This is a genomic window from Paraburkholderia tagetis, assembly GCF_022213065.1.
Lineage (GTDB): Bacteria > Pseudomonadota > Gammaproteobacteria > Burkholderiales > Burkholderiaceae > Paraburkholderia > Paraburkholderia tagetis.
This window is the reverse complement of sequence record NZ_JAKLJA010000034.1, coordinates 1-23,429: the sequence shown is the minus strand read 5'-3', so window position 1 is coordinate 23,429 and position 23,429 is coordinate 1. Positions and strand designations below refer to the sequence as shown.

Annotated in this window: 24 protein-coding genes; 20 read left to right on the top strand and 4 right to left on the bottom strand. The window is 66.8% G+C overall.

The features are described 5' to 3' along the window. Nucleotides 1-65: 65 nt before the first annotated feature. From L5014_RS28910 to rfaE2, 7 genes are all read left to right on the top strand, one after another. Nucleotides 66-1,055: a fumarylacetoacetate hydrolase family protein gene (locus L5014_RS28910; RefSeq protein ID WP_238467226.1), complete on the top strand. Its 990-nt coding sequence runs from the start codon at nt 66-68 to the stop codon at nt 1,053-1,055. A gap of 266 nt (nt 1,056-1,321) precedes the next feature. Continuing rightward, a complete protein-coding gene (locus tag L5014_RS28905) occupies nt 1,322-2,464 on the top strand; it encodes an ABC transporter substrate-binding protein (protein WP_420800160.1) in 1,143 nt (380 codons plus the stop codon). Between the two features lie 58 nt (nt 2,465-2,522). Then, the gene (locus L5014_RS28900) at nt 2,523-3,347 is read left to right on the top strand and encodes an enoyl-CoA hydratase/isomerase family protein (RefSeq protein WP_238467224.1); all 825 of its coding nucleotides are present in this window, start codon (nt 2,523-2,525) and stop codon (nt 3,345-3,347) included. 235 nt (nt 3,348-3,582) lie between these two features. Then, entirely contained in the window at nt 3,583-4,314 is a 732-nt protein-coding gene (locus L5014_RS28895; protein ID WP_238467223.1) for a PhaM family polyhydroxyalkanoate granule multifunctional regulatory protein, read from the top strand. 122 nt (nt 4,315-4,436) lie between these two features. Then, entirely contained in the window at nt 4,437-5,654 is a 1,218-nt protein-coding gene (locus L5014_RS28890; RefSeq protein WP_238467222.1) for a patatin-like phospholipase family protein, read from the top strand. A gap of 493 nt (nt 5,655-6,147) precedes the next feature. Further along, entirely contained in the window at nt 6,148-7,017 is an 870-nt protein-coding gene (locus tag L5014_RS28885) for a ferritin family protein (protein ID WP_238467221.1), read from the top strand. A 230-nt stretch (nt 7,018-7,247) separates the two neighbouring features. Continuing rightward, nucleotides 7,248-7,733 (top strand): D-glycero-beta-D-manno-heptose 1-phosphate adenylyltransferase, encoded by a 486-nt coding sequence (rfaE2, locus tag L5014_RS28880; RefSeq protein ID WP_238467220.1) that lies wholly within the window; start codon nt 7,248-7,250, stop codon nt 7,731-7,733. A gap of 46 nt (nt 7,734-7,779) precedes the next feature. Here the strand turns inward: rfaE2 and L5014_RS28875 are convergent, their stop codons facing one another. From L5014_RS28875 to L5014_RS28865, 3 genes are all read right to left on the bottom strand, one after another. Next, nucleotides 7,780-8,019: a hypothetical protein gene (locus L5014_RS28875; RefSeq protein ID WP_238467219.1), complete on the bottom strand. Its 240-nt coding sequence runs from the start codon at nt 8,017-8,019 to the stop codon at nt 7,780-7,782. Between the two features lie 62 nt (nt 8,020-8,081). Beyond that, a complete protein-coding gene (locus L5014_RS28870; RefSeq protein WP_238467218.1) occupies nt 8,082-9,032 on the bottom strand; it encodes a type III pantothenate kinase in 951 nt (316 codons plus the stop codon). Then, on the bottom strand, nt 9,029-9,940 hold the full coding sequence (locus L5014_RS28865; RefSeq protein WP_238467217.1) for a biotin--[acetyl-CoA-carboxylase] ligase: 912 nt from the start codon (nt 9,938-9,940) through the stop codon (nt 9,029-9,031). The genes L5014_RS28870 and L5014_RS28865 overlap by 4 nt, the downstream gene beginning before the upstream one ends. Before the next feature lie 415 nt (nt 9,941-10,355). On the opposite strand from L5014_RS28865, the gene L5014_RS28860 reads away from it, so the two are divergent. The 10 genes from L5014_RS28860 (at nt 10,356) to L5014_RS28815 (ending at nt 19,812) form a co-directional block, all read left to right on the top strand. Then, on the top strand, nt 10,356-11,477 hold the full coding sequence (locus L5014_RS28860; RefSeq protein ID WP_420800159.1) for an MlaE family ABC transporter permease: 1,122 nt from the start codon (nt 10,356-10,358) through the stop codon (nt 11,475-11,477). A gap of 59 nt (nt 11,478-11,536) precedes the next feature. Beyond that, the gene (locus tag L5014_RS28855; RefSeq protein ID WP_420800158.1) at nt 11,537-12,433 is read left to right on the top strand and encodes an ABC transporter ATP-binding protein; all 897 of its coding nucleotides are present in this window, start codon (nt 11,537-11,539) and stop codon (nt 12,431-12,433) included. 2 nt (nt 12,434-12,435) lie between these two features. Then, on the top strand, nt 12,436-13,425 hold the full coding sequence (locus L5014_RS28850) for an MlaD family protein (RefSeq protein WP_238467215.1): 990 nt from the start codon (nt 12,436-12,438) through the stop codon (nt 13,423-13,425). A gap of 115 nt (nt 13,426-13,540) precedes the next feature. Beyond that, nucleotides 13,541-14,182, top strand: a complete 642-nt coding sequence (locus tag L5014_RS28845; RefSeq protein ID WP_238467214.1) for an ABC-type transport auxiliary lipoprotein family protein — start codon at nt 13,541-13,543, stop codon at nt 14,180-14,182. Between the two features lie 58 nt (nt 14,183-14,240). Then, nucleotides 14,241-15,491: a VanZ family protein gene (locus tag L5014_RS28840; RefSeq protein ID WP_238467213.1), complete on the top strand. Its 1,251-nt coding sequence runs from the start codon at nt 14,241-14,243 to the stop codon at nt 15,489-15,491. 302 nt (nt 15,492-15,793) lie between these two features. Next, entirely contained in the window at nt 15,794-16,120 is a 327-nt protein-coding gene (locus L5014_RS28835; RefSeq protein WP_035524047.1) for a (2Fe-2S) ferredoxin domain-containing protein, read from the top strand. A 101-nt stretch (nt 16,121-16,221) separates the two neighbouring features. Continuing rightward, on the top strand, nt 16,222-16,854 hold the full coding sequence (locus L5014_RS28830; protein ID WP_238467212.1) for an alpha/beta hydrolase: 633 nt from the start codon (nt 16,222-16,224) through the stop codon (nt 16,852-16,854). Between the two features lie 407 nt (nt 16,855-17,261). Continuing rightward, nucleotides 17,262-18,464, top strand: a complete 1,203-nt coding sequence (locus L5014_RS28825; RefSeq protein WP_238467211.1) for a D-alanyl-D-alanine carboxypeptidase family protein — start codon at nt 17,262-17,264, stop codon at nt 18,462-18,464. Next, a complete protein-coding gene (locus tag L5014_RS28820) occupies nt 18,465-19,466 on the top strand; it encodes a D-amino acid aminotransferase (RefSeq protein ID WP_238467210.1) in 1,002 nt (333 codons plus the stop codon). Nucleotides 19,467-19,512: 46 nt separating this feature from the next. Further along, the gene (locus L5014_RS28815; RefSeq protein WP_238467209.1) at nt 19,513-19,812 is read left to right on the top strand and encodes a DUF493 family protein; all 300 of its coding nucleotides are present in this window, start codon (nt 19,513-19,515) and stop codon (nt 19,810-19,812) included. A 118-nt stretch (nt 19,813-19,930) separates the two neighbouring features. Here L5014_RS28815 and L5014_RS28810 read toward each other — a convergent pair whose 3' ends face one another. Then, nucleotides 19,931-20,908 (bottom strand): transcriptional regulator GcvA, encoded by a 978-nt coding sequence (locus tag L5014_RS28810; protein WP_238467208.1) that lies wholly within the window; start codon nt 20,906-20,908, stop codon nt 19,931-19,933. 99 nt (nt 20,909-21,007) lie between these two features. Here L5014_RS28810 and L5014_RS28805 point away from each other — a divergent pair, with 99 nt between their 5' ends. From L5014_RS28805 to lipA, 3 genes are all read left to right on the top strand, one after another. Next, nucleotides 21,008-21,334: a DUF2917 domain-containing protein gene (locus L5014_RS28805; RefSeq protein ID WP_238467207.1), complete on the top strand. Its 327-nt coding sequence runs from the start codon at nt 21,008-21,010 to the stop codon at nt 21,332-21,334. 45 nt (nt 21,335-21,379) lie between these two features. Further along, nucleotides 21,380-22,165: a lipoyl(octanoyl) transferase LipB gene (gene lipB / locus L5014_RS28800; RefSeq protein ID WP_238467206.1), complete on the top strand. Its 786-nt coding sequence runs from the start codon at nt 21,380-21,382 to the stop codon at nt 22,163-22,165. A gap of 98 nt (nt 22,166-22,263) precedes the next feature. Next, a complete protein-coding gene (gene lipA, locus L5014_RS28795) occupies nt 22,264-23,265 on the top strand; it encodes a lipoyl synthase (protein ID WP_238467205.1) in 1,002 nt (333 codons plus the stop codon). Nucleotides 23,266-23,429: the final 164 nt, after the last annotated feature.

The following is a 23,429-nucleotide window of genomic DNA, read 5'->3' as shown; positions in this document are numbered from 1 at the left end:
CCTTGGGTCGCGTCGATTCACCATCGTAGAATACATTTCCTCTATCGTCATCCACGTCCCACTCCATGAAACTCGCCACGCTGAAGGACGGCACCCGCGACGGTCAGTTGATCGTCGTTTCCCGCGACTTGCGCAGCGCCGCCATCGCCGACGCGATCGCCCCCACGCTGCAGCGCGTGCTCGACGACTGGCGCTTCTACGCGCCGCAACTGCTCGATCTCTACGACACGCTCAACCATGGCCGCGCGCGTAACGCCTTCAGCTTCGACGCCAGCACATGCATGGCGCCGTTGCCGCGCGCCTATCAGTGGGCGGACGGCTCGTCGTATGTGAATCACGTCGAGCTCGTGCGGCGCGCGCGCGGCGCGCAAATGCCGCCCGAGTTCTGGACCGACCCGCTCATGTACCAGGGCGGCAGCGACGACTTCATCGGCCCGACCGATGACATCGTGTGCGCATCGGAGGCCTGGGGCATCGACTTCGAAGCCGAAGTCGCTGTCATCACTGGCGACGTGTCGATGGGCGCGAGCGCCGAGGATGCGCTCAAGGCGGTGCGGCTCGTCACGCTCGTGAACGACGTCTCGCTGCGCAACCTCATTCCCGCCGAACTGGCGAAGGGTTTTGGTTTTTTCCAGAGCAAGCCGGCCACGTCGTTCGCACCCGTCGTCGTCACGCCCGACGAACTCGGCGAGCACTGGCGCGAAGGGCGCGTGCATTTGCCGATGCTCGTGTACTGGAACGGCAAGAAGGTCGGCCAGCCCGACGCGGGCACCGACATGGTGTTCCACTTCGGCCAGTTGATCGCGCACGCAGCGAAGACGCGCAACCTGCGCGCCGGGGCGATCGTCGGCTCGGGCACGGTCTCGAACAAGGATGCGAAGCGCGGCTACTGCTGCATCGCCGAGAAGCGCTGCCTCGAGACCATCGAGCACGGCGAGGCCCGCACCGAATTCATGAAGTTCGGCGATAGCGTGAAGATCGAGATGCTCGACGAAGCGGGCCATTCGATTTTCGGTGCGATCGATCAGGCTGTGGCGCCGGGGCCGAATGCGTAGAAGAGCGCACAGCAAAGCACGCAGTACCGAGAGGGTTTAGCCGGATGCCGCATGCGTCGCGTGCGGCTACACTGGCGAACGCGCGTGCGCTGCCGTCTCGAGCGCTCACGCCTCGCGCAAAGCGGCCCGCGCTTCATGGACGTTACATGGTCGTTACCCGGGCCGCATTCGAAGCCGTACGCAGAATACGCTCGACATACCAATCGATTGGAGACACCGTGAAGCACTTTCGCCCGCGTCGTTTCGCTTGCTCGCTCGCATCCAGGATTGTCGCTCCCTGTGCGGCGCTTTCTGGCCTGCTGGCACCCACGCTCGCCCTCGCGCAAATCAAGATCGGCCTCGTGCTCTCGCTCACCGGCCCAGCCGCTTCGCTCGGCATTCCGGAGCGCGACACCGTCGCCATGCTGCCCACGCAGATCGCGGGCCAGCAGGTGCAGTACATCGTGCTCGACGACGCCTCCGACACCACCCAGGCCGTGCAGGACACCAGAAAGCTGATCGACGAGCAGCACGTGGACGCCATCGTCGGCTCGTCGATCACGCCCAACACGCTCGCGATGCTCGACGTGATCGCACAATCCGAGACGCCCACGATCTCGCTGGCGTCGTCGGCGAAGATCATCGAGCCGGTAGACGACAAGCGCCACTGGATGTTCAAGACGCCGCAGACCGACGCGATGATGGCCGGCGCGATCGCCGAGCACGCGGCCGCGCACAACGTGAAGACCATCGCCTATATCGGCCAGGCCGACGCGCTAGGCGAGGCCTTCTACGCCGAAGTCGCGAAGGCCATGCAGGCGCGCGGCCTCAAGATCGTCGCGAACGAGCGCTTCAATCGCACCGACCCGAGCGTGACGGGGCAGGCGCTGAAGATCGTCGCCGCGAAACCCGACGCTGTCGTGGTGGGCGCGGCCGGCACGCCTGCCGCGCTGCCGCCCAAGGCGCTCAAGGAGCGCGGCTACAAGGGCGTCATCTATCACAACCACGGCGTGGGCAACCGCGACTTCCTGCGCGTGTGCGGCGCCGACTGCAACGGCACCTTCCTGCCCGCGAGCCCTGTGCTCGTGGCCTCGCAACTGCCCGAGGGGGAGCCTGAGCGGCGCCTCGCGCTCGACTATATTTCGCGCTACGAAGCACGTCACGGCGCGGGGGCGGTGTCGGCATTCGGCGCCTATGCGTGGGACGCGGGCCTCTTGCTCGGCAGCGCGGTTCCAGTTGCGCTCAAGTCGGCGGCACCGGGCACGAAGGCGTTTCGTCACGCATTGCGCGACGCCATCGAGTCGACGCGCGGGCTGCACACCACCAACGGCGTCGTCAACATGAGCGCCACGGACCACCTGGGGCTCGACGCACGTGCGCGCGTGATGGTCGAGATCCAGGACGGCAAATGGGTCTACCAGCCGCGCTGACGTTTCTTTGATATCCAGGTAAATGATTTTGCAATCCGAAGCAATGGAGGAGCCGCTCATGAACGATCCTTTTTACGCCCGCTATCACGCTCTGCGCGTGCGGCGGCACGAGCACGGCATCGTCGAGATCGTGATGAGCGGCGAAGGCGCAAACAAGAGCGGCCTCGCCACCGCCGACGCCAACATGCACCGCGAGCTCGCCGAAATCTGGCGCGACGTGGACCGCGACCCCGACGCGCGCGTCGCCGTGATTCGTGGCGAGGGCAAGGGCTTTTCGGCGGGCGGCGATCTTGCGCTCGTCGAGGACATGGCCACGCACTTCGACGTGCGTGCACGCGTCTGGCGCGAGGCGCGCGACCTCGTCTACAACGTGATCAACTGCAGCAAGCCCATCGTTTCGGCGATGCACGGCCCGGCGGTGGGCGCGGGACTCGTGGCGGGCCTGCTCGCCGATATTTCGATCGCGACGAAGACGGCGCGCATCATCGACGGACACACGCGCCTCGGCGTCGCGGCGGGCGATCACGCGGCCATCGTCTGGCCGCTCTTGTGCGGCATGGCGAAGGCGAAGTACTACCTGCTGCTGTGCGAACCGGTGAGCGGCGAAGAGGCCGAGCGCATCGGCCTCGTCTCGCTCGCAGTGGACGAGAACGACTTGCTGCCCAAGGCGTTCGAAGTCGCGAAGCGTCTCGCGAACGGCTCGCAGACCGCGCTGCGCTGGACCAAGTACGCGCTCAACAACTGGCTGCGCCAGGCGGGGCCGAATTTCGATACCTCGCTGGCGCTCGAATTCATGGGCTTTGCGGGGCCCGACGTGCACGAGGGCGTGAAGTCGCTGCGCGAGCGGCGCGCGCCGGAATTTCCGGGCGGCGATCCGTTCTAAGAGTGTGTTGGCTTGAACCGCCGCGCGCCCGAAGGTGCACCCTGCGCGGTATGATCGAAACGTAGCCATCAGCGCTTGCACGCACGGCTTCCGGCGAGACACGACGTTTCGCCACGAGCCGCAAGCCACCCATTCTGGGGTTCGCCCAAACTGGCCGCCTATCCTGGCCGTCCGGCCCGCATGGCCGGCCAATAGCCAGCCAATAGCCAGCCAATAATTACGAGGGAGAATTCGCATGACCGACTCAGCAGGCACCGTGCCGCCGTTCCCGGGCTTTCCCGGCTTTCCGCCCGCCGAAATGCTCGACCGCATGTGGGGGATGATGCGCCTCACGCCGTTCGGCAGCGCCTTCCCCGGCAGCGAGCCGGGCATGGGGCAGGGACTTGGACAGGGACTCGGACCGTCGCTTTCGATGATGTCCGACATGATGACGCCGCTTACCAATATCGAGGAGCTCGACAAACGCATCACCGATCTGCGTGCCGTCGAGCAGTGGCTCAAGCTCAATCTGAGCATGCTGCAGTCCGCGATCCAGGCGCTCGAAGTGCAGCGCGCGACGCTTTCCACGCTGCGTGCGTTCGGCACGTTTGCGCAGTCGCAGATGAATCCGTCGAACGCACAGAGCGCACCGGAGCCCGAGCCGCGCGCGGCGCGCGCGCATGCGGGTGCCGCGTCCGCCGGGGCGGAGCAGGCGGCTGGGGCCGATGGGGTAGATGGGTCCGAAGCTCCGCCGCCCGGCTTCGACGCCTCGACGTGGTGGAACCTGCTGCAATCGCAGTTCAATCAACTCGCGCAGTTCGCGATGGCGCAGCCGGCGGCGGCGGCCGAGGCGGCGCAGGCCGCAGCTGAAGCGGCCGCGCCGCGTGCTGCGAAGCCGGCGGCCAAGCGCAGCGGCGGCAGCGCCAGCAGTGGCGCGGGCAAGACGGCCGCGCGCGGCGCGAAGCGCTCGCCGGCGCGGCCCGAGTAGGGCGAGGCGAGGCGCGGGGGCGCCTCGTTCAGCAGGAAGCGGCTAAAAAGAGTAAAGGGCAGTCAGGGCAGTCAACGGCAATTTCGTCCTCCGGGACGAAGCATACGGGGAGCGTCGGCGACATGCGGCTTGCGCTCGTGATGATGGGCGGCGGCGCGCGCGCGGCCTACCAGGCTGGCGCGCTGCGCGCGCTTGCGGAACTCGCCGCGCAGGCCGATCCGGCGCGGCGTGCGATGCCGTTCACGGTGATCTGCGGCACCTCGGCGGGCGCGATCAATGCCACTTCCATTGCCAGTCATGCCGACCACTTCCTGCATGGCGCTCAGCACCTCGTCGAGATCTGGTCCAATCTGAGCGCGGGCCAGGTCTATCGCGCCGACTTGCCCGGCGTCGCGGCGTCGGGCGCGCGCTGGCTCGCCGCACTTGCGTTCGGCTGGGCCACGTTCGGTTTCGCGGCGCGGCGCACGCCGCGCACGCTATTCGACAACACGCCGCTCGCGCATTTTCTGGCCGAGACGCTCAACTTCCACCGCATCGAGCAGATGCTCGACGAGCGCCTCCTGCACGCGCTCGCTGTAACGGCGCTCAGCTATTCGTCGGGACGGCATCTCACGTTCTATCAGGCGAGCGAGCCGATCCACGCATGGCGCCGCGCGCAGCGCACGGCGCGCATGGTCGCGCTCACGCCCGCGCATCTGCTGGCTTCGGCGGCGATTCCCTATGTGTTTCCCGCCGTGCGCCTCGAACTCGACGGCCATCACGAATATTTCGGCGACGGCTCGATCCGGCAGATCGCGCCGCTTTCGCCGGCCATCCACTTCGGCGCGGAGCGCATCGTCGTGATCGGCGCCAACGCAAGCGCGCCCGAGGTGCCGGCCGCGCGCCCCGACATCGACGTCTATCCGACGCTCGCGCAGGTCGGCCAGCAGGTGCTCGCGAGCGTGTTCCTCGATGCGCTTGGCGCCGACATCGAGCGCATCGAGCACGTGAACCGCATGGTGCTGCACCTGCCGCACACGGTCGAGCCGGAAAGCGGCTGGCGGCACATCGACGTGCTTGCGATCGGGCCGAGCGAGCGCATCGAGCTGATTGCGGCACGTCACTTGCATGATTTGCCGCTTTCGGTGCGCATGCTGCTGGGGGCGGTGGGCGGCAATCGCGCGTCGGGTGCGGCGTTCGCGAGCTACCTGCTGTTCGAGAGCGCTTTTACCCAGGAACTGATCGAACTCGGTTATCGCGACACGCTCGCCCAACGCGAGATTCTTTTGGGATGGCTCGAGCAGCCGTCGGACTTGCCCGCCGGCGTGGCGGATGGACACCCCCAGGCGCGCCGGAACTGAAAGATCGGCGTGCTATCATCGTGTAAGGTTTTTCTGACCGTCGTTGGGCGCAGGGATTGGCGTCGTCGTGGCGCCATTGGGTAGGGTAGAGGCGGCGAAACCGCGGATACGGCGAGACTGCGGCAATCTGTCGCGGTTCGATGAGCCGCTCCCCGGGCGGTCCATCGGGACCGCCGCGCTTCGCGTGAACGGGGCAGACGGGCGGTCACTCGACGCGGGTGGCATCCCGCGAATATTCCGGCAGCCGGATTCAAGGCATGGTGCAACTACCCGGAATCCATCAGGCGCCTTCCAATCCGGCATTGCAGATTGCCGCTCGACAGGAAGCAATCTGTTTAGCGGGTGTAATTGCGTCCGGGCGGTCGGTTACCGCGTAAAATTAAATGTTTTCGCCTGTGGGCACGCGTGACTACGCAAAAGCGGACGTAAAAACGACGCGCGCCACAGGCAGCAGATACAAGTAAGTCGTCATGCGCAGAACAGGGGCGGGACTATGAACACGATGCTTTATCCGGAACTTTACAAATCGCTCGAATCGGTCCGTTGGGATATGGAAAAAGATATCCCGTGGGACCAGTTCGATGCGTCGCTCCTCACCGACGAGCAGGCCAGGACCATCAAGATGAACGCGATCACCGAGTGGTCCGCGTTGCCGGCCACGGAGATGTTCCTGCGCGACAACCATCACGACAGCGATTTCTCCGCATTCATGAGCGTGTGGTTCTTCGAGGAGCAGAAGCACTCGCTCGTGCTCATGGAGTACCTGCGCCGCTTCAAGCCGGAAATGGTGCCGACCGAAGAGGAACTGCACGCCGTGCGCTTCGAGTTCGATCCGGCGCCGCCGCTCGAGACGCTCATGCTGCACTTCTGCGGCGAGATCCGCCTGAACCACTGGTATCGCCGCGCAGCCGAATGGCACACGGAGCCGGTCATCAAGGCCATCTACGAAACCATCTCGCGCGACGAAGCCCGCCACGGCGGCGCGTATCTGCGCTACATGAAGAAGGCGCTCAACAATTGCGGCGACGTCGCGCGTGCGGCATTCGCGAAGATCGGCGTGCTGATGGCCTCGGCGCGTCGCACCGAGAAGCCGCTGCACCCCACCAACCTGCACGTGAACCAGGCGCTCTTCCCGCGCGACACCGTGCAGTCGCGCCTGCCCGATCCGGAATGGCTCGAGCGCTGGCTCGACGAGCAAATCCGCTTCGACGACGGCTGGGAAAAGAAGGTCGTCGAGCGTATCCTGCACAACCTGTCGATCCTGTTCGAGCGCACGTTCACCACGGCGCAGGAGCTCAACCGCTACCGCAAGGAAGTGGTGCAGCGCCTGCAGGGCGAACAGGGCACGCAGCAGCCGGCCTGACTGATAGTCTGATTGTTAGTCTGCTAGCCCGTGCACCGCTGAACACTGTTCGTCTCGCGCCGGTCGCGGCGCGGCACGACGAACCCGACGGCCCGGAACGCTTGCGCGTGACGGGCTGTTTTTTCATCGGCGGCTTTTTTGTTTCGTTTTCTGTTTCGTTCTCAATCGCGCGGCGCTTCTGACGGCACTGTCCGCCGCGATCCATTCGGACCCCATTCGAGCCCCATTTCATGCCCGCTTCCTTCGAACGCAAGATCACGACCCGCGAAGCGCTCGCGCAACGGCGCGCCTCGCTGACCGGCCCGGTGGTGTTCACCAATGGCGTTTTCGACATCCTGCATCGCGGGCACGTCACCTATCTCGCCGACGCGAAGGCGCTGGGCGCGACGCTGATCGTCGGCGTGAACAGCGATGCTTCGGTGAGGATGCTGGGCAAGGGCGACGACCGTCCGATCAACAACGAGAGCGACCGCATGGCGCTGCTGGCTGCGCTGGAGAGCGTGGACTGGGTGGTGCGATTCGAGGAGCGCACGCCGGTCGAACTGATCGAGGCCGTGCACCCTGACATTCTCGTGAAGGGCGGCGATTACGACATGGATGCGCTGCCCGAGTCGGTGCTCGTGCGCAGTTGGGGCGGGCGGGCGCTGGCAATCGCCTTCGAGCACGATCGCTCGACTACAAAGCTGTTGCAGAAGGTGCGCGCTCAGCAAGGCTGAGTGGTTTCATCGACCCGGCGCGCAATGCTCGCGCGCCGCGCCGGGATCACTGCGTGAGTGTGGAGGCCTGAACGTCCGGAGGGGCCACCGGGCCGCCCACCACCGGCACGTCCACGGACTCCGAGGCCTTGATGGGCCGCACCGTGAGGCCTTCCGGATGGATCTGCCGGTTCAGTTGCTTGTTCCCGGACGTGCTCGTCAAAGGGGCGGGGCCGAACAGGCCGCGGACCGCTCCGAAGGCGAGCACGTTGGCAAGAATCAGGATGGCGATCAGCCAGCGCAGCATCGTGTGAGACTCCGTCGATATCGTTCGTGAAGATGGCCGCCGCGCCGTGCGGCGGCACGCGCTCAGGATTGCTTCGCGATCAGCGCGAGGCCCGCGAGCACCAATGCGTCGTGGCGAGTATGCGGCACCTTCAGCGCCGCTGTCACTTCGGCGGCCGCGCCACCGCTCACCACCAGCCGCACCGGCATTTTCCACGCGTCTTGCAAATCGGCCCAGGCGCGCTCGATGAGGCCCGCCTGGGCGAGCGCGCAACCCGCCGAGATCGAGCGTTTCGTGTCGATCGCGAAGAACGGGCCTGATGCGGGCGATCCTGCTGATGACGCTGTTGCCCCTCCCGCTGCTAGCACTGCCTCCGCGCCTGCTCCGGCGTTCTGCTCGTCGCGCGTCGTGCCGATCAGGCCGCGCGCGTTGTGCGCGTCGAGCACCGGCAACTGCGCGGTGTGCTCGCCGAGCGAGCGCATCATGAGCGTCCAGCCCGGCGCGATCAGGCCGCCCACGAAGGTGCCGTCGGCGCGTAGCGCTTCCAGCGTCGTGGCGGTGCCGAAGGTGGCGATGAGGAGCGGCTCGTCCGGAAACGCCGCGCGCGCGCCGATCATGCCGGCCCAGCGGTCGCTGCCAAGCGCGTCGGGTGTCGTATAGCCGTTGGTCACGCCGCATTGTTGTCGGGCCGAGCGGATCACCGTGCGGGACAGGCCCGGCCAGTGGGCGTCGAGCGCGGCGTCGATGCGCTGCGCCACCGCCACGCCCGCCACGTTCGAGATCCATGCGCTGCCGGGCGTGGGCAGCGCCGACCAGTCGGCAAAGTCGCGCGCGGTGGCTGCGTTGGCGGCGGGAGCGCTGGCCGGATCAGCAGGGGATGCCGCGTTGCCCGAAGCCGAGTCGTGGTTCGATGCGCCGGCGTGCAGGCGCGAGCCGTCGGCGGCGACTAGCGCCCACTTGATCCGGCTATTGCCAGCGTCGATCAGGAGATACGGGGGCGGGCAAGCGCGCGGGGCGCTGCTCGTGCCGCTCATGCGCCGTTGCCCGCGAGCCGCAGCGAGATATCGCCGGTCGTGACGGCCTCGCGGCCGCGCGCGGTATCGACGAGCAACTGGCCGCGCTCGTCCACGCCCACCGCCACGCCGCGCAGCAGCTCGGCGCCTTGCTCGTAGAGCGCGACCTCGCGGCCCGCATAGGCGTGGCACGCATTCCAGCGCGCCTGAAACAGCGCGAAGCCCGCCGTGCCGAAGCGTTGCAGTGCGCTTTCCAGTGCGTTGAGCTCGGCGGCGAGCACGTCGGTGAGATTGGCGGCGGGCCACACGCGCGAAAGCGCGGTGGGTGCCGCGCCCGGCACCGGCGCGGCCTGCTGCGTAGCCGGGTCGGCGTTGAGCGCCTCGACTTTCGCGGCGAGCGCCTCCGGGTGACGCACGTTCGTGCCGATGCCGATCACCACCGCCGTGGCGTCAGCCGTGCTCCACGCGGTCTCGACGAGGATCCCCACCAGCTTGTCGCCTTCGAGCAGCACGTCGTTGGGCCACTTGAGCGCGATCTGGCCGGGCGCGGCCACGGGTAGCGCGCGCAGGCCGTCCACGAGCGCCGAGCCGACGGCGAGGCTCAACCCCGCAAGTCCCTCGATCGGGCGCGGCAGCACGCAGGCGATGGAGAACAGCAGCGCGTCGCCGGGCTGGGCAATCCAGCTACGCCCACGCCGGCCGCGGCCCGCAGTCTGTAGATAAGCGACCCGCACGATCGGGCGCGCGAGGGCGTTGGCGCGATGCGGCAGTGCTTTCAGGCGCGCCATCAAATCGGCGTTGGTCGAGCCGGTTTCCTCGACGATCTCGATGGGCCAGTCGTGCGCGGCTGGGCCGAACAACGTCACCGCGCGGTCGCGGTCGATGCGCCAGTCACCGGCGCTCGGAGTATCTGGGGTAGGGGTCTTCATGTCTCATATTGTAGTGGCTGCCGTCGTGGTTGCCGCAGCGGTTGCCGCAGCGGCAACCACGCCGACCGCCGCCCACAATGCGCGTGCAAATTCCGCCCGATTTTTGCGTGCAATTCAGGCAATCCACAAGCCGCCCACAGCTGGCCCACAGGTTATCCACCGAATCATCCACAGGCGCCGCCATAATGAGTGGTGCCGAATCGCGCCGATTCGTGCTCGAGATTTGAGCATTCCACAGCCCGCCCACAGGGTGCCAACAGGTCATCCACAGAATTGTCCACAGCGGGCCGTGGGGCGCGGCGTGCGCCTTGCGTCAGCGGTGAAATCGGTGCGCGTCCGGACCGACGAAACGGGGCGCGTTCGCTACAATGACTGCTCACTTCTCCTGCCCGAGCGCCCCGCCTTGACTCAAGAGATGCCGCCCGGCCTCGAAATCGCGGCCGGCACCCACGGAAAAATCGTGCGCCTGTCCGGTCAATGGACCGCGCTGGCGCTCGCGCGCGACCGCGACAATGGCGGCGCGGCGCGGCGCCTGCGCGCGCTCGTCGGCGAGCGCATCGGGCAATGGGATCTCTCGCGCGTCGAGCGCATGGATCACGTGGGGGGGCAGGCGCTCTGGCGCGTCTGGGGCCACAAGCTGCCCGCCGACCTCGTGGCGCTGTCCGACACGCAGCGCGACATCTTCGAGCGCATCGCGCTGCTCGACTCGGTGCGCGAGCCGGCGGAGCATGTGGTGCGCATCGGCCCCATCACGCAGCTCGGCCTCGCGATCTTTTCGTTCGGCGATCACCTGTACGGCGGGCTTTCCATGCTCGGCCGCGTGGTGCTCGATCTGCTTCTCATTCTGCGCAGGCCGAAGATCACGCCCTGGGTCGAGATTTCCTCGAACGTCTATAACGCAGGTACGCGCGCATTGCCGATCACGGCGCTGGTCGCGTTCCTGATCGGCATCGTGCTGTCGTATCTGTCCGCGCAGCAGTTGCGGCTCTTCGGCGCGAATCAGTTCATCGTGAACATTCTCGGTCTCGCGGTGATCCGCGAGCTCGGGCCGGTGCTCTCGGCCATTCTGGTCGCGGGGCGCTCGGGCTCGGCCATCACCGCGCAGATCGGCGTGATGCGCGTGACCGAGGAGCTCGACGCCATGCGCGTGATGGGCATCTCGCACGGCCTGCGCCTGATCCTGCCGCGCGTGATCGCGCTGGGCGTGGCCATGCCGCTGCTCGTGATGTGGACCGACATGATCGCGCTCCTTGGCGGCGCGCTCGCGGCCAAGGCGGTGCTCGGCATCGACATTTCGTACTTCATCCGCTCGCTGCCGAGCGTGGTGCCGATCGCGAACCTGTGGATCGGGCTTGGCAAGGGCGTGGCGTTCGGCATGCTGGTGGCTATCGTCGGCTGCCACTTCGGCTTTCGCATCAAGGCGAACTCGCAGAGCCTCGGCGAAGGCACGACCACCTCGGTCGTGACTTCCATCACCATCGTGATCATCGCCGACGCCGTGTTCGCCATCCTGTTTCAGAACGTGGGGCTGTCATGAGCACGATCGGCACAATCGGCACAATCGGCAAGCCAGGCGAGATGACCACGACCGGCACCTTGACCACGCCGCTCAAGGAAGTGGCCGAGGACTTGCCGCTGCCGGTCATCGGCGAGCCCATTATCGAGGTGCGCAATCTCACCAAGCGCTATGGGCGCAACATCGTTCATCAGCATCTGAGTCTGGACATCCGCCGCGGCGAGATCGTGACGATCGTGGGCGGCTCGGGCGCGGGCAAGACCACGCTCGTGCGCCAGATTCTCGGGCTGGAGCGGCCCACCTCGGGCACGATCAAGTTGTTCGGCGAAGACATCTCGACGATCGAGCCCGAGCGCGCGCGCCTCATGCGCACGCGCACGGGCATGCTGTTTCAGCACGGCGCGCTGTTCTCGTCGCTCTCGGTGTTCGACAACGTGGCGCAGCCGGTGCGCGAGCTCGGCAAGGTGCCGACGGACCTGTTGCGCGACATCGTGATGCTCAAGCTCGAGATGGTCGGCTTGCCGTGCAAGCACGCCTCGAAGATGCCGTCCGCGCTTTCGGGCGGCATGGTCAAGCGCGTGGGCCTTGCGCGCGCGATCGTGCTGGAGCCGGAGCTGCTGTTTCTCGACGAGCCGACGGCCGGGCTCGACCCGCGCTCGTCCGATGAAGTGGTGGAGCTCATCAGCACGCTGCACCGCGCGCTCGGCCTCACGGTCGTGTTGATCACGCACGATCTCGACGCCATGGTCGCGCTTTCCACGCGCGTGGCCGTGATCGCCGAGCGCAAGGTGCTGGTGGCCGCTCCCGTGGAGGAGGCGGCCTGCGTGGACGATCCGTTCATCCGCGAATATTTTTTGGGCATGCGCGGCCGGCGCGCGCTGCAGGCGCTGCCGCCCGAGCGGCGCGCGAAGCTGCCGGCGGCGGCGCTCGCGTCGGCTTCGGTGGGCGCGGTTGGCGTCGCCAACAAGGGAAATTGACGATGGAAAACAAAGCGCATGCGTTCTGGGCGGGTGCCTTCACGCTTGGTCTGCTGGCCGTGATCGCGTTCGCGGTCGTCTTCTTCAGCGCCGACCATACCGTGCGCGTGCCATACGACCTCATCTCGCGCAGCAATGTCACGGGTCTCTACCCCGACGCCGCCGTGCGCTATCGCGGGCTCGACGTCGGCAAGGTGCAATCGATCAAGTTCGATCCGAGCCACCCGGGGCAGATTCGTATCCGCGTGCTGGTCGACCAGAAGGCGCCGATGACCCGCTCCACCTTCGGCACGCTCGCGCTGCAGGGCGTGACGGGCATCGCGTTCGTGCAGCTCGACGACAACGGCCTCGATCTTTCGCCGCTGCCCTCGTCGGCGAAGCATGTGGCGCAGATTCCGCTGCGCCCGGGCCTGCTCGACCAGTTGCAGCGGCGCGGCGACGCGCTCCTGCGCAAGCTCGACAGCATCGCGGGCGACCTCGACGAGATGCTGAACGAGGATAACCGCAAGCAGATCATGGCGGCCGTCTCGAGCGTGCAGCAGGCCGCGAGCAGCGTGAACGCGGTCGCGCTGCAACTGGGGCCGGCCACCCAGCACCTGCCCGCCGCGGTCGACGACCTGCGCAAGACGCTGCAATCGACCAATCAGCTGGTCACGAACCTGAATCGCCCGGATGGCCCGTTCCAGACCAACCTCAACAAGGCGGGCACGGCGGCGGCCCAGGCGGGGCAGTCGTTGAGCTCGATCGATGCGTCGATCCAGCAGCTCTCGGCGCGCGTGGGCTACGACACGCTGCCGCGCGTCGACTCGCTGACCGACGATGTGCGCTCGGCGATGCGCTCGGTGGACAAGGCGGCGGGCACCTTCAGCAGGAGCCCGAACAGCCTGCTGTTCGGCGGCGCGCCGCGGCCCGCGCCGGGGCCGGGCGAGCCGGGCTTTGCCTGGCCCGCTGGCGCTGGCGCTGGCGCCAGTGCCGGTGCGGGCGGGAAGTAGGGCGCCGCATGAATCGCATCGACTGGACGTAATCTCAAGAAGTACGCCCAGGAAGCAAGCCCGGCAAGCAACCTCAGGAAGCAATCTCAGGAAGCAATCTCAGGAAGGAACCGCAATGTCACGCCAAGCCACTTCGTCACGCTCGCTCCCGAGGCTCTGCCGCGCTGCGCTCGCGGCGCTCGCCATCGGCATGCTGGCGGCGTGCGCCGGCAACTCCGCCACGCTCTCCGAGATCCGCTACGACCTCGGGCCGCAGCAGGAGTCGGTGCCCACATCGCAGTCGCTGCCATCGCTGCCGCCGCTCAAGGTGCTCGAAGTGAGCGCGCCGCCGACGCTCGACCACGACGGCATCCTCTACCGCCTGAACGGCGATTTGCAGCGCTCGGGGCGCTACGCGGACAGCCGCTGGACGATGTCGCCCGCGCATCTGCTCACGCAGCGCCTGCGCACCGCGCTCGCCTCGCGCGCCACGGTGCTCTCGGGCGCCGACGCCGTGCCGGCGCCCATGCTGAAGGTCGAGCTCACCGAGTTCGAACAGGTCTTCGACACGTCGACGCAAAGCGCCGGCGTGCTCGCCGCGCGCGCAACCCTCATGCGGGGCGGCAAGGTGATCGCGCAGCGGGCCTTCGTGGCGCGCGCACCCGCGAGCACACCCGACGCCGCAGGCGGCGTGGCGGCGTTGCGCGCGGCGAGCGACGATTTCACGGGCCAGATCGGCGCGTGGCTGAGCGCGCAGGCGTTCGCCGGCACGCCTTGAGAAACGCGGTGTCCGGGCGCGTCGGCGTGCTGGACGCACCAGAGGCGGGACTGGCGGCATGAGCGGCGCAGGTACGGGAGATTCGGAAGACGCGGAGCGCGGCGGCAGCAATGGCGCCGCCGGCACATCGACGCCCGAAACCCGGCCGCGCCAGGCGTCCACGCTTTCGCGCCAGGCGTTCGCGCTCTTCACCGCGCTGATCGTCTACGCCTCGTGGTATCCGTTCTCGGGCTGGCGCTCGCTCGGGATCGGCCCGCTCGACTATCTCGGCGATCCTTTCCCGAAGTACTGGACCGTCTTCGACGTCGTCGCCAATGTGCTCGGCTACATGCCGTTCGGCGCGCTTGCCGTGCTCGCCGCGTGGCCGCGCTGCCGCGGCCTGCTGGCGGTCGTGCTCGCCACGCTGGGCGGCACGCTGCTGTCGGGCGTCATGGAGGCGGTGCAGACCTGGCTGCCCACACGCGTCGCCTCGAATCTCGACCTCGCCACCAACGCGCTGGGCGCGCTGCTGGGCGCGGTGATCGCGGCGCCGGCCACGGGCGCGCTGCTCGAACGCGGCTTCCTCCGACGGCTGCGCTTTCGCTGGTTCGAGCGCGATGCCGGCGCGCTGATGGTGCTTGCCGCGCTCTGGCCGTTCGCGACGATGTTTCCCGTGCCGCGTCTCTTTGGCATGGGCGACTGGCCGCGTGCGGTCTGGGAGCGCTTCGACGTGTCGATGCAGAGCGCCGTGCTCGACTGGGCGCCCGCTGCCTGGCATCTGGGCGCGTGGTCCGATGCGCTGGCCGCGCGCCTGCCGGAAACCGGCTGGGAGGCGCTCATCACCGCGCTCAACCTGTTCGGCGCGGCGGCGTTCGCCTCGCTGCCGATGCGCGCTCGCGCGCCGCGCGTGCGGCTCATCGTGCTGCTGATCGCGACGACGCTCGTCGTGAAAGCGGGCGCGACTTTTTTGCAATCGCAAAGCGGCCTCTTGTTCGACTGGGCGACGCCTGGCGCGCTCGAGGGGCTCGTATGGGGCACGCTCGCGGCCTTGCTCGCGTTGCGCCTGCCGCGCACGGCGCGCGCTGCCGCCGCGACCATGGCGCTGGCCGTCTCGCTCGTGCTCGTGAACGTGCTGCCGGTGAGTCCCTATTTCGACGTCCTGCTCGCCGACTGGCGGCAAGGCCGCTATCTGCACTTCAATGGGCTGGCGCGCTGGCTCGCGTGGACGTGGCCTTGGGCTGCGCTCGGCTGGACGGCGTTCTCGCTCGAGCGCGCGTGGCTTGCGCGGCGTGCCCGGCGTGCTGGGAGACGGGAGCGATCCGGCCGCTGAGGCAATCGGTGCATGATGCTGCGCGGTGGCGTGGCGGCCCGGCCGGACGCGACGCGAACCCAACGCGTTCTGGCCCGGCGCGTTCCGGCGCAGCCCGCCCTGGCATCCTGGCCGCCCCGATCGTGGGAGAAGCGTTCGCGCGGCGCTCGCTATAATCGACCGCATTCCACCAGGCGCATTGCATCGACCAATCGACTCATCGACTCATCGACCGGGTAGCGCGCGAATTCGAACAGAGCGCGACCCGAACGCGAGCCGAACGGCACGCATGCCGCGCCCGACACTTCACCGGTATCCCCGCCATGACCGATTCGTTCTACCAACACCACGTCTTTTTCTGCCTGAACCAGCGCGATCCCGGCGCCGATCGTCCGAGCTGCGCGAACTGCAACGCCCAGGCGATGCAGGAATACGCGAAAAAGCGCGTGAAGGAGCTGGGCCTCGCGGGCCCGGGCAAGGTGCGCATCAACAAGGCCGGTTGTCTCGACCGCTGCGAGGAAGGTCCCACCGTCGTCGTGTACCCCGAGGGCACCTGGTACACCTATGTCGATGAGAGCGATATCGAGGAGATCGTCGTCTCGCATCTGCAGAACGGCCAGGTGGTCGAGCGCCTGAAAATCGACCGCTAGATCGACAGCCAAATCGATCGCCAAATCGATCGCCGAAGCCACCACGCCCGCACCACGCCCCCATCACGGAAACCACGGAACTACGCAAGGACCGCAGCACGATGAACGCACAAACCGAAAAATTCCATATCGACGGTCCCGTCGGCCAGATCGAGTGCGCGCTAGACAAGCCCGACGCAGGTACGCCGGTGCGCGGCATCGCGCTCGTCGCGCATCCGCATCCGCTCTTTGGCGGCACCATGGACAACAAGGTCGCGCAGACCCTCGCGCGCACCCTCGTGCAACTCGGCTACGTGACTTACCGGTCGAACTTCCGCGGCGTGGGCACGACGGCCGGCACGCATGACAACGGCATCGGCGAACAGGACGATCTGCTCGAACTCATTGGCTATATGCGCGCGCAGCCGGGCCAGGCCGACGTGCCGCTCGTGCTCGCGGGCTTCTCGTTCGGCACCTTCGTACTCTCGCATGTGGCAAAGCGCTATCAGGAAGCGGGTGGCGAGATCGAGCGCATGGTGTTCGTCGGCACTGCGGCGAGCCGCTGGGAAGTCGCGCCCGTGCGCGAGGACACGCTCGTGATCCACGGCGAGCTCGACGAAACCGTGCCGATTCTCTCGGTGTACGAATGGGCGCGTCCGCAGGAGCTGCCCGTTGTCGTGATTCCGGGGGCGGAACACTTTCTGCATCGCAAGCTGCACATTCTCAAGCGCATCGTCGTCGACGCCTGGCGCTGAACGATGCGCGTGGCGATGCGCGCGGCGGAACACGCGGCGATGCACATCGCGATGCACGGGCATGAGGCGAGGCAAAAACCACGCACCCTACGATCGCCATACGTGAGAAATGCGCGACAGGTATGCGCAAACGTGTGACTAGTTCGAAAAACGCCATCACGTGGCGCGTATAATGAGCCGTCTTTTTTTGCGCATCGCCGCGCCCGTTTTCCTTGTGTTCCGGCGTGTGAGCGAGGCGCCGCAGTCCGGCCGCTGACTTTGGCCTCCGTATTCGGCCTCTTGTATCAGGCCTCTTTATTCGGCCCTTATATCTGGCCCCTGAATGCGGCTTCCGACTTCGGCCCCCGACGTGTGCGCCGCATGGCGCGCAACGTTCATCCCGACCCCAATCCGTTCGACCTGAACCTATGCGTTTTCTCTCCTCCGGCCAGCAATCCTCCTTCGTTTCTCCCTCCATCGTTCGTAACATCACGCTCGGCGCCACGCTCCTCGCGAGTGCGAGCGCATTCGCGCAGGTGCCCCCGCCCGTGGTGAACGCCGGCTCGTGGGTGCTCGTGGACGCCACCGCGAACCAGGTGCTCGCCTCGGGCAACGCCGACGAGCGCGTCGAGCCGGCATCGCTCACGAAGCTGATGACCGCCTATCTCGTATTCGAGGCGCTGCAGTCGAAGAAGATCTCGATGGAGCAGATCGTCACGCCGAGCGAAGCCGTGCGCCGCGTGAGGAACGATGAGTCGCGCATGTTCATCGAGGCGAACAAGCCGGTGTCGGTGCACGATCTCGTGTACGGCATGATCATCCAGTCGGGCAACGACGCGGCGATCGCGCTGGCGGAACTCGTGGGCGGCAGCGAGGCGAACTTCGTCAACATGATGAACGCCGAGGCGCAAAAGCTCGGCATGACGCACACGCATTTCGCCGACGTGAACGGCATGCCCGACCCGAATCACTACACGACGGCCGGCGACCTTGCCAAGGTTTCGACGCACCTGATCCGCGACTATCCCGAGTACTACAACATCTTCTCGGTGAAGGAGTTCACGTATAACAAGATCAAGCAGCCGAACCGCAACCGCCTGCTGTGGATCGATCCGACCGTCGACGGTCTGAAGACCGGCCACACCAAGGCTGCGGGCTACTGCCTGATCGCCTCGGCCAAGCGTCCGCTCGCGAGCGGCGGCAACCGCCGTCTCGTTTCCGTGGTGATGGGCGAGCAGAAAGAGCGCGATCGCGTTCAGGACAGCATGAAATTGCTGAGCTACGGCTATAGCGCCTACGACAGCACGCGCATCTACGCGGCCAACCAGGCCGTTGCCACGCCGCGCGTCTACAAGGGTGCGCTGGACGCCGTGAAGGTGGGCGTGAAGAAGGATCAATACGTCACGCTGCCCAAGGGCGCGGCCGACAAGGCCAAGCCGCAGATCGAGATCACCAGCCCGCTGATCGCGCCGCTCGCGGACGGCCAGCAGGTGGGCACGGCGAAGTTTGTCGGCGCGGACGGCAAGGTGCTCACGCAATTCCCGCTCGTCGCGCTCGAGCCGGTGCCGCAGGCCGGCATCGCGGGCCGCGTGTGGGATTCGCTCATGCTCATGTTCAACAAGAAGAAGTAAATGAGCGCGCCGACCACCACTTCGAATCCGGCTTCGCAGTCGATGCAGGCCGAACCCATCGTCTGGCTCAACGGCGAGCTCACGCCGCTTTCCGAAGCGCGCGTGCCGGTGCTCGACCGCGGTTTCATCTTCGGCGATGGCATCTACGAAGTGGTGCCGGCTTATGCGCTCGAAGCCGAGGGCGCGGCGCCCGGCGCCGGCAAGCTGCGCGTGCCGTTTCGTATCGCGCAGCACCTCGCGCGGCTCGCGCGTTCGCTGGACAAGGTGGGCATTGCGAATCCGTTCGACGAAGCCGGCTGGCGCGCGCTCATCGCGCGCGTGATCGAGACAAACGAAACCGCTGGCGCGCTCGCGCGCGATGCGCACGCGAACGTCTACCTGCAGGTGACGCGCGGCGTGGCGAAGCGCGGCCACGCGTTCCCGGCGGGCGCGACGCCCACCGTGTTCGTGATGGTCAGTCCGCTCGTGCTGCCCGGCGCCGCGCAGCGTGCGAGCGGCGTGGCCTGCGTCACGGCCGAGGACCGCCGCTGGCTCAATTGCGACATCAAGTCGACGTCGCTGCTCGGCAACGTGCTGATGGCGCAAAACGCGGTGGAGCATGGCGTGTTCGAGACGATCCAGCTACGCGACGGGTGGGTGACCGAAGCGTCGTCGTCGAACGTATGGATCGTGAAGGACGGCGCGCTTTACGCGCCGCCGCGCAGCAACAAGATTCTCGAAGGCATCCGTTACGGGCTCGTCGAGGAACTGGCGCAGGAGTGCGGAATTCGCTTCGAGGCGCGCGAGATCGACGAAGCGGCGCTGCGTGCCGCCGACGAACTGCTCGTGACTTCGGCGACCAAGGAGCTTCTGCCGGTGGTCGCGCTCGACGGCCAGGATGTGGGCAACGGCAAGCCGGGTCCGGTCTACGCCGCGCTTTACGCGGGTTATCAGCGCGCGAAAGCGCGCGAGGCGCGTGCGGTTCTCGCGGCGCGCGAGCTTCACGCGGCGGCTTGCAAGTAAGCCCGGGCCGCGTTACGGGTTACGGGACGCAACAGGAAGTGGAACTATGACTGCATCTGAATTGAACGGCGGCGCTCAGGCGCCTGCGAAAGAATCCCTGATTGAATTCCCCTGCGATTTCCCCATCAAGGTGATGGGCAAGACGCATCCGGAGTTTCAGGACACCATCGTCGCGGTGCTGCGCGAATTCGACGGCAGCTTCGACACGGCGACCATCGAATCGCGTCCGTCCAGCGGCGGCAACTACACGGGCCTCACGGTGACCGTGCGCACGACCAGCCAGGCGCATCTCGACGATATCTATCGCGCGCTCACCGGGCATCCGATGGTGAAGATCGTGCTGTAAAAAACGCTGGCGGCGTCGCGCTCGCCAGGGGTTTTGTCGCAAGGGCTGCTTTCGGGCGGCCCTTGTTGCGTTTACGGGTTTGCAGATTCGCGCATGCGTGAATTCGCGCAGAGGCCACTCAGAGCACGTCGTCTTCGCGTGCGCGCAGTGCGGCGGCGGCGGCCGTCATGAGCGGACCCGCTTCGCAGGCGTTCTCATAGAGCCGCCGAAAGCGCGCGACCTCGTCGAACACCCAGTCGCGAAATGCCTGCACGCGCTCGGTCTGCATGCGCTGCTGCGTGCAGATGAAGTAGTAGCGCCACGGGCTTGGCCCGTCGATGTCCTTGAAGAGCCGCACGAGCCGCCCGCGCGTGATCTCGTGCATCGCGAGCGAGCGCCGCACGAGCGCGATGCCCTGGCCGTCCATGGCGGCCTGTAGCAGATTCGACGAATCCTGATAGAGCACGCCGCGCTTGGGCTCGGGGACATCGTGCATGCCGGCGGCGTCGAACCATGGGCGCCAGAGCTCGTCGTCGGAGCGCAAAAGCGGCAGCTTCGTGAGCTCGCGCGGATCCTCGGGCAACTGGCCGCCGTTGAAGTCGGGCGCGCATGCGGGGAAAAAAATCTCGTCGAGCAGAAGCTCGGCATGCAGCCCGGGATAGTGTCCATAGCCGAAGCGCACGGCCACGTCGACGTCGTCGCGCGCGAAGTCGACGAGCGAGTTCGTCGATTGCAGTTCGACGTCCCATTGCGGATGGGCCTCGATGAAGCGGCCGATGCGCGGCGTGACCCAGCGCGCGGCGAACGACGAGAGCATCGACACCACGAGGCGCCGGTCGCGGTCGCCCGCGCGGATCTCCTGGGTGGCGAGCACCAGTTGCGTGAGCGCGTCGCGCACCTGGCCCGCGTAGCGGCGGCCCGTGTCGGTGAGGCGCACGCGCTTGCCGTCGCGCGCGAAGAGCGCAATGCCGAGTTCGCCTTCGAGCGCGCGAATCTGGTGGCTGACCGCGCCGTGCGTGACGAACAGTTCGTCGGCGGCGCGCGAAAAGCTTTCGTGGCGGGCGGCGGCCTCGAACGCCTTGAGGGCGTTGAGCGCCGGAAGCTGGCGCAGATCCATCGCAATTTTTCTCACATAGCCGTGAAAATTGATCGTTTTGCCCGATCCCTTGCTGCGCCTACGATTGTAGCCATTGGTGCAGCATCTTCGGAGGCGAAAATGAGAGAAATTTCTTCGGATATCACGTTCGAAGTGGCGGCGGATCAAGTCGCTTCGGTACGCGTCGCGCGCAGCACGCGGCTGACGGTGCGCTGCGGCGCGGTGTGGGTCACGCGCAGCGACGACACCGCCGACTACTGGCTCGAGCCTGGCCACACGTTGCGGCTGCGGCGCGGCGAGCGGCTGTGGATTGGCGCGGAGCAGGGCGGCGCGGCCTGGGTGCAGTTCGCGACACCCGCGCGCGTGAGCGAGCGCGTGGTCGATTGGGCCGCGCGTCTCGCGGCGCGCTTGGGTGTCCACGCCGGCGACGGGTGGCGCACGGTTTAATGGGGCTCGGCGCGCTTGTCCTGAATTAGGTAAACTCCGGGGATCATGTGCGCCACCCCGGTTTCAGTCTCCCCCATTTCATCCGACCCCAGCAACCCTGCTCTGCCGGGCGAGCGCTTCGCGCCGCCCATCGTGCGCTGGCGCGGCAACGAGGCCTATCAGGCGAGCTTCGACGCCATGCGCGAATTCACCGCGCAGCGCGACGCGCAAACGCCTGACGAACTCTGGCTCGTCGAACATCCCCCGGTCTTCACGCTCGGCCAGGCCGGCAAGCCCGAGCACCTGCTCATCGCCAACAGCGGCATCCCGCTCGTGCAGATCGACCGGGGCGGCCAGATCACGTATCACGGGCCGGGCCAGGTCGTGGCGTATCTGCTGCTCGATCTGCGACGACACAAGCTGATGGTGCGCGAGCTCGTCACGCTCATCGAGCAGGCCGTGATTGAAACATTGGCGGCGTATAATCTCGCGGGCGAGCGCAAAGCCGGCGCGCCCGGGATTTACGTGCCAGAAGGCGCATCCGGGCTCAGCGCGACTCATACTGGCGCCAAGGTCGCGGCATTGGGCCTCAAGATCAGCCACGGCTGCAGCTACCACGGCGTGAGCCTGAACGTCTCGATGGACCTGAGCCCGTTCCTCGCGATCAATCCGTGCGGTTATGCAGGCCTCGAAACCGTCGACATGGCCACGCTGGGCGTAGAAGCGTCCTGGCAAGACGTGGCCGCCACACTGGCGGCCCGGCTCGAGGCGAATCTCGCCATGCATTGGGATTCGACTCTGGCAGCAGCGCTTTCGGTGGCCGAAGCGGCTGCCTCAGACCCTTCAGCCTAAGCGGCTGCAGTGGGAACCGGCCACATCGGCCACCATCGGCGGACAACCGCCGCAACCGCAGGCCGGCGTTACCCGGCGGCCTGACTGGATCGAAACGAATGACTGACGTAACCGCTAATCCTGCAACCCACGCTGCAGGCACTCCCGCCGATGCCGTTCCCTACGACGCCACCGCGAAGCAGAAGGCGCAGGCCAAGACCTCGCGCATTCCGATCAAGGTCATCCCCATCGAGAAGCTCAAGAAGCCCGAGTGGATTCGCGTGAAGGCGGCCACCGGCAACTCGCGCTTCTACGAGATCAAGAACATCCTGCGCGAGCACAACCTGCATACGGTGTGCGAGGAAGCGAGCTGCCCGAACATCGGCGAATGCTTCGGCAAAGGCACCGCCACGTTCATGATCATGGGCGACAAGTGCACGCGCCGCTGCCCGTTCTGCGACGTCGGCCACGGCCGTCCCGATCCGCTCGACCCGGACGAGCCGGCGAACCTTGCGCGCACCATCGGCGCGCTCAAGCTCAAGTACGTCGTGATCACGAGCGTGGACCGCGACGATCTGCGTGACGGCGGCGCCGGCCATTTCGTCGAATGTATCCGCCAGGTGCGCGAGCAGTCGCCGGAAACCCGCATCGAAATTCTCACGCCGGATTTCCGCGGCCGTCTGGATCGCGCGATCTCGATCCTTAACGCCGCGCCGCCCGACGTCATGAACCACAACCTCGAAACGGTGCCGCGCCTCTACAAGGAAGCGCGCCCCGGTTCGGACTACGCGCACTCGCTCAAGCTCCTGAAGGACTTCAAGGCGCTGCATCCCGATGTCGCGACCAAGTCGGGCCTGATGGTGGGCCTTGGCGAAACGCCGGAAGAGATCCTTCAGGTCATGCGCGACCTGCGCGAGCACGACGTCGACATGCTGACGATCGGCCAGTATCTCCAGCCTTCCGAGCATCACCTGCCGGTGCGCGAGTACGTGCATCCGGACACGTTCAAGATGTACGAGGAAGAGGCGTACAAGATGGGCTTCACGCACGCGGCCGTCGGCGCGATGGTGCGTTCGAGCTATCACGCCGATGTGCAGGCGCATGGGGCGGGCGTGGTCTGACAGGACGCCGCTGTATTGTCTGAAGAGAAGCCCGCGTAAGCGGGCTTTTTTTGTGCGCCGAGCATGCGCAACAGCTTGGGGGTGAGAGTCCCCTGCCCAGCCAGATGGGGCGAAGGGCTAGTGAAACGCAAGGGCGTCGTCGCGAGGCGGGGTCTGAAGGAAGC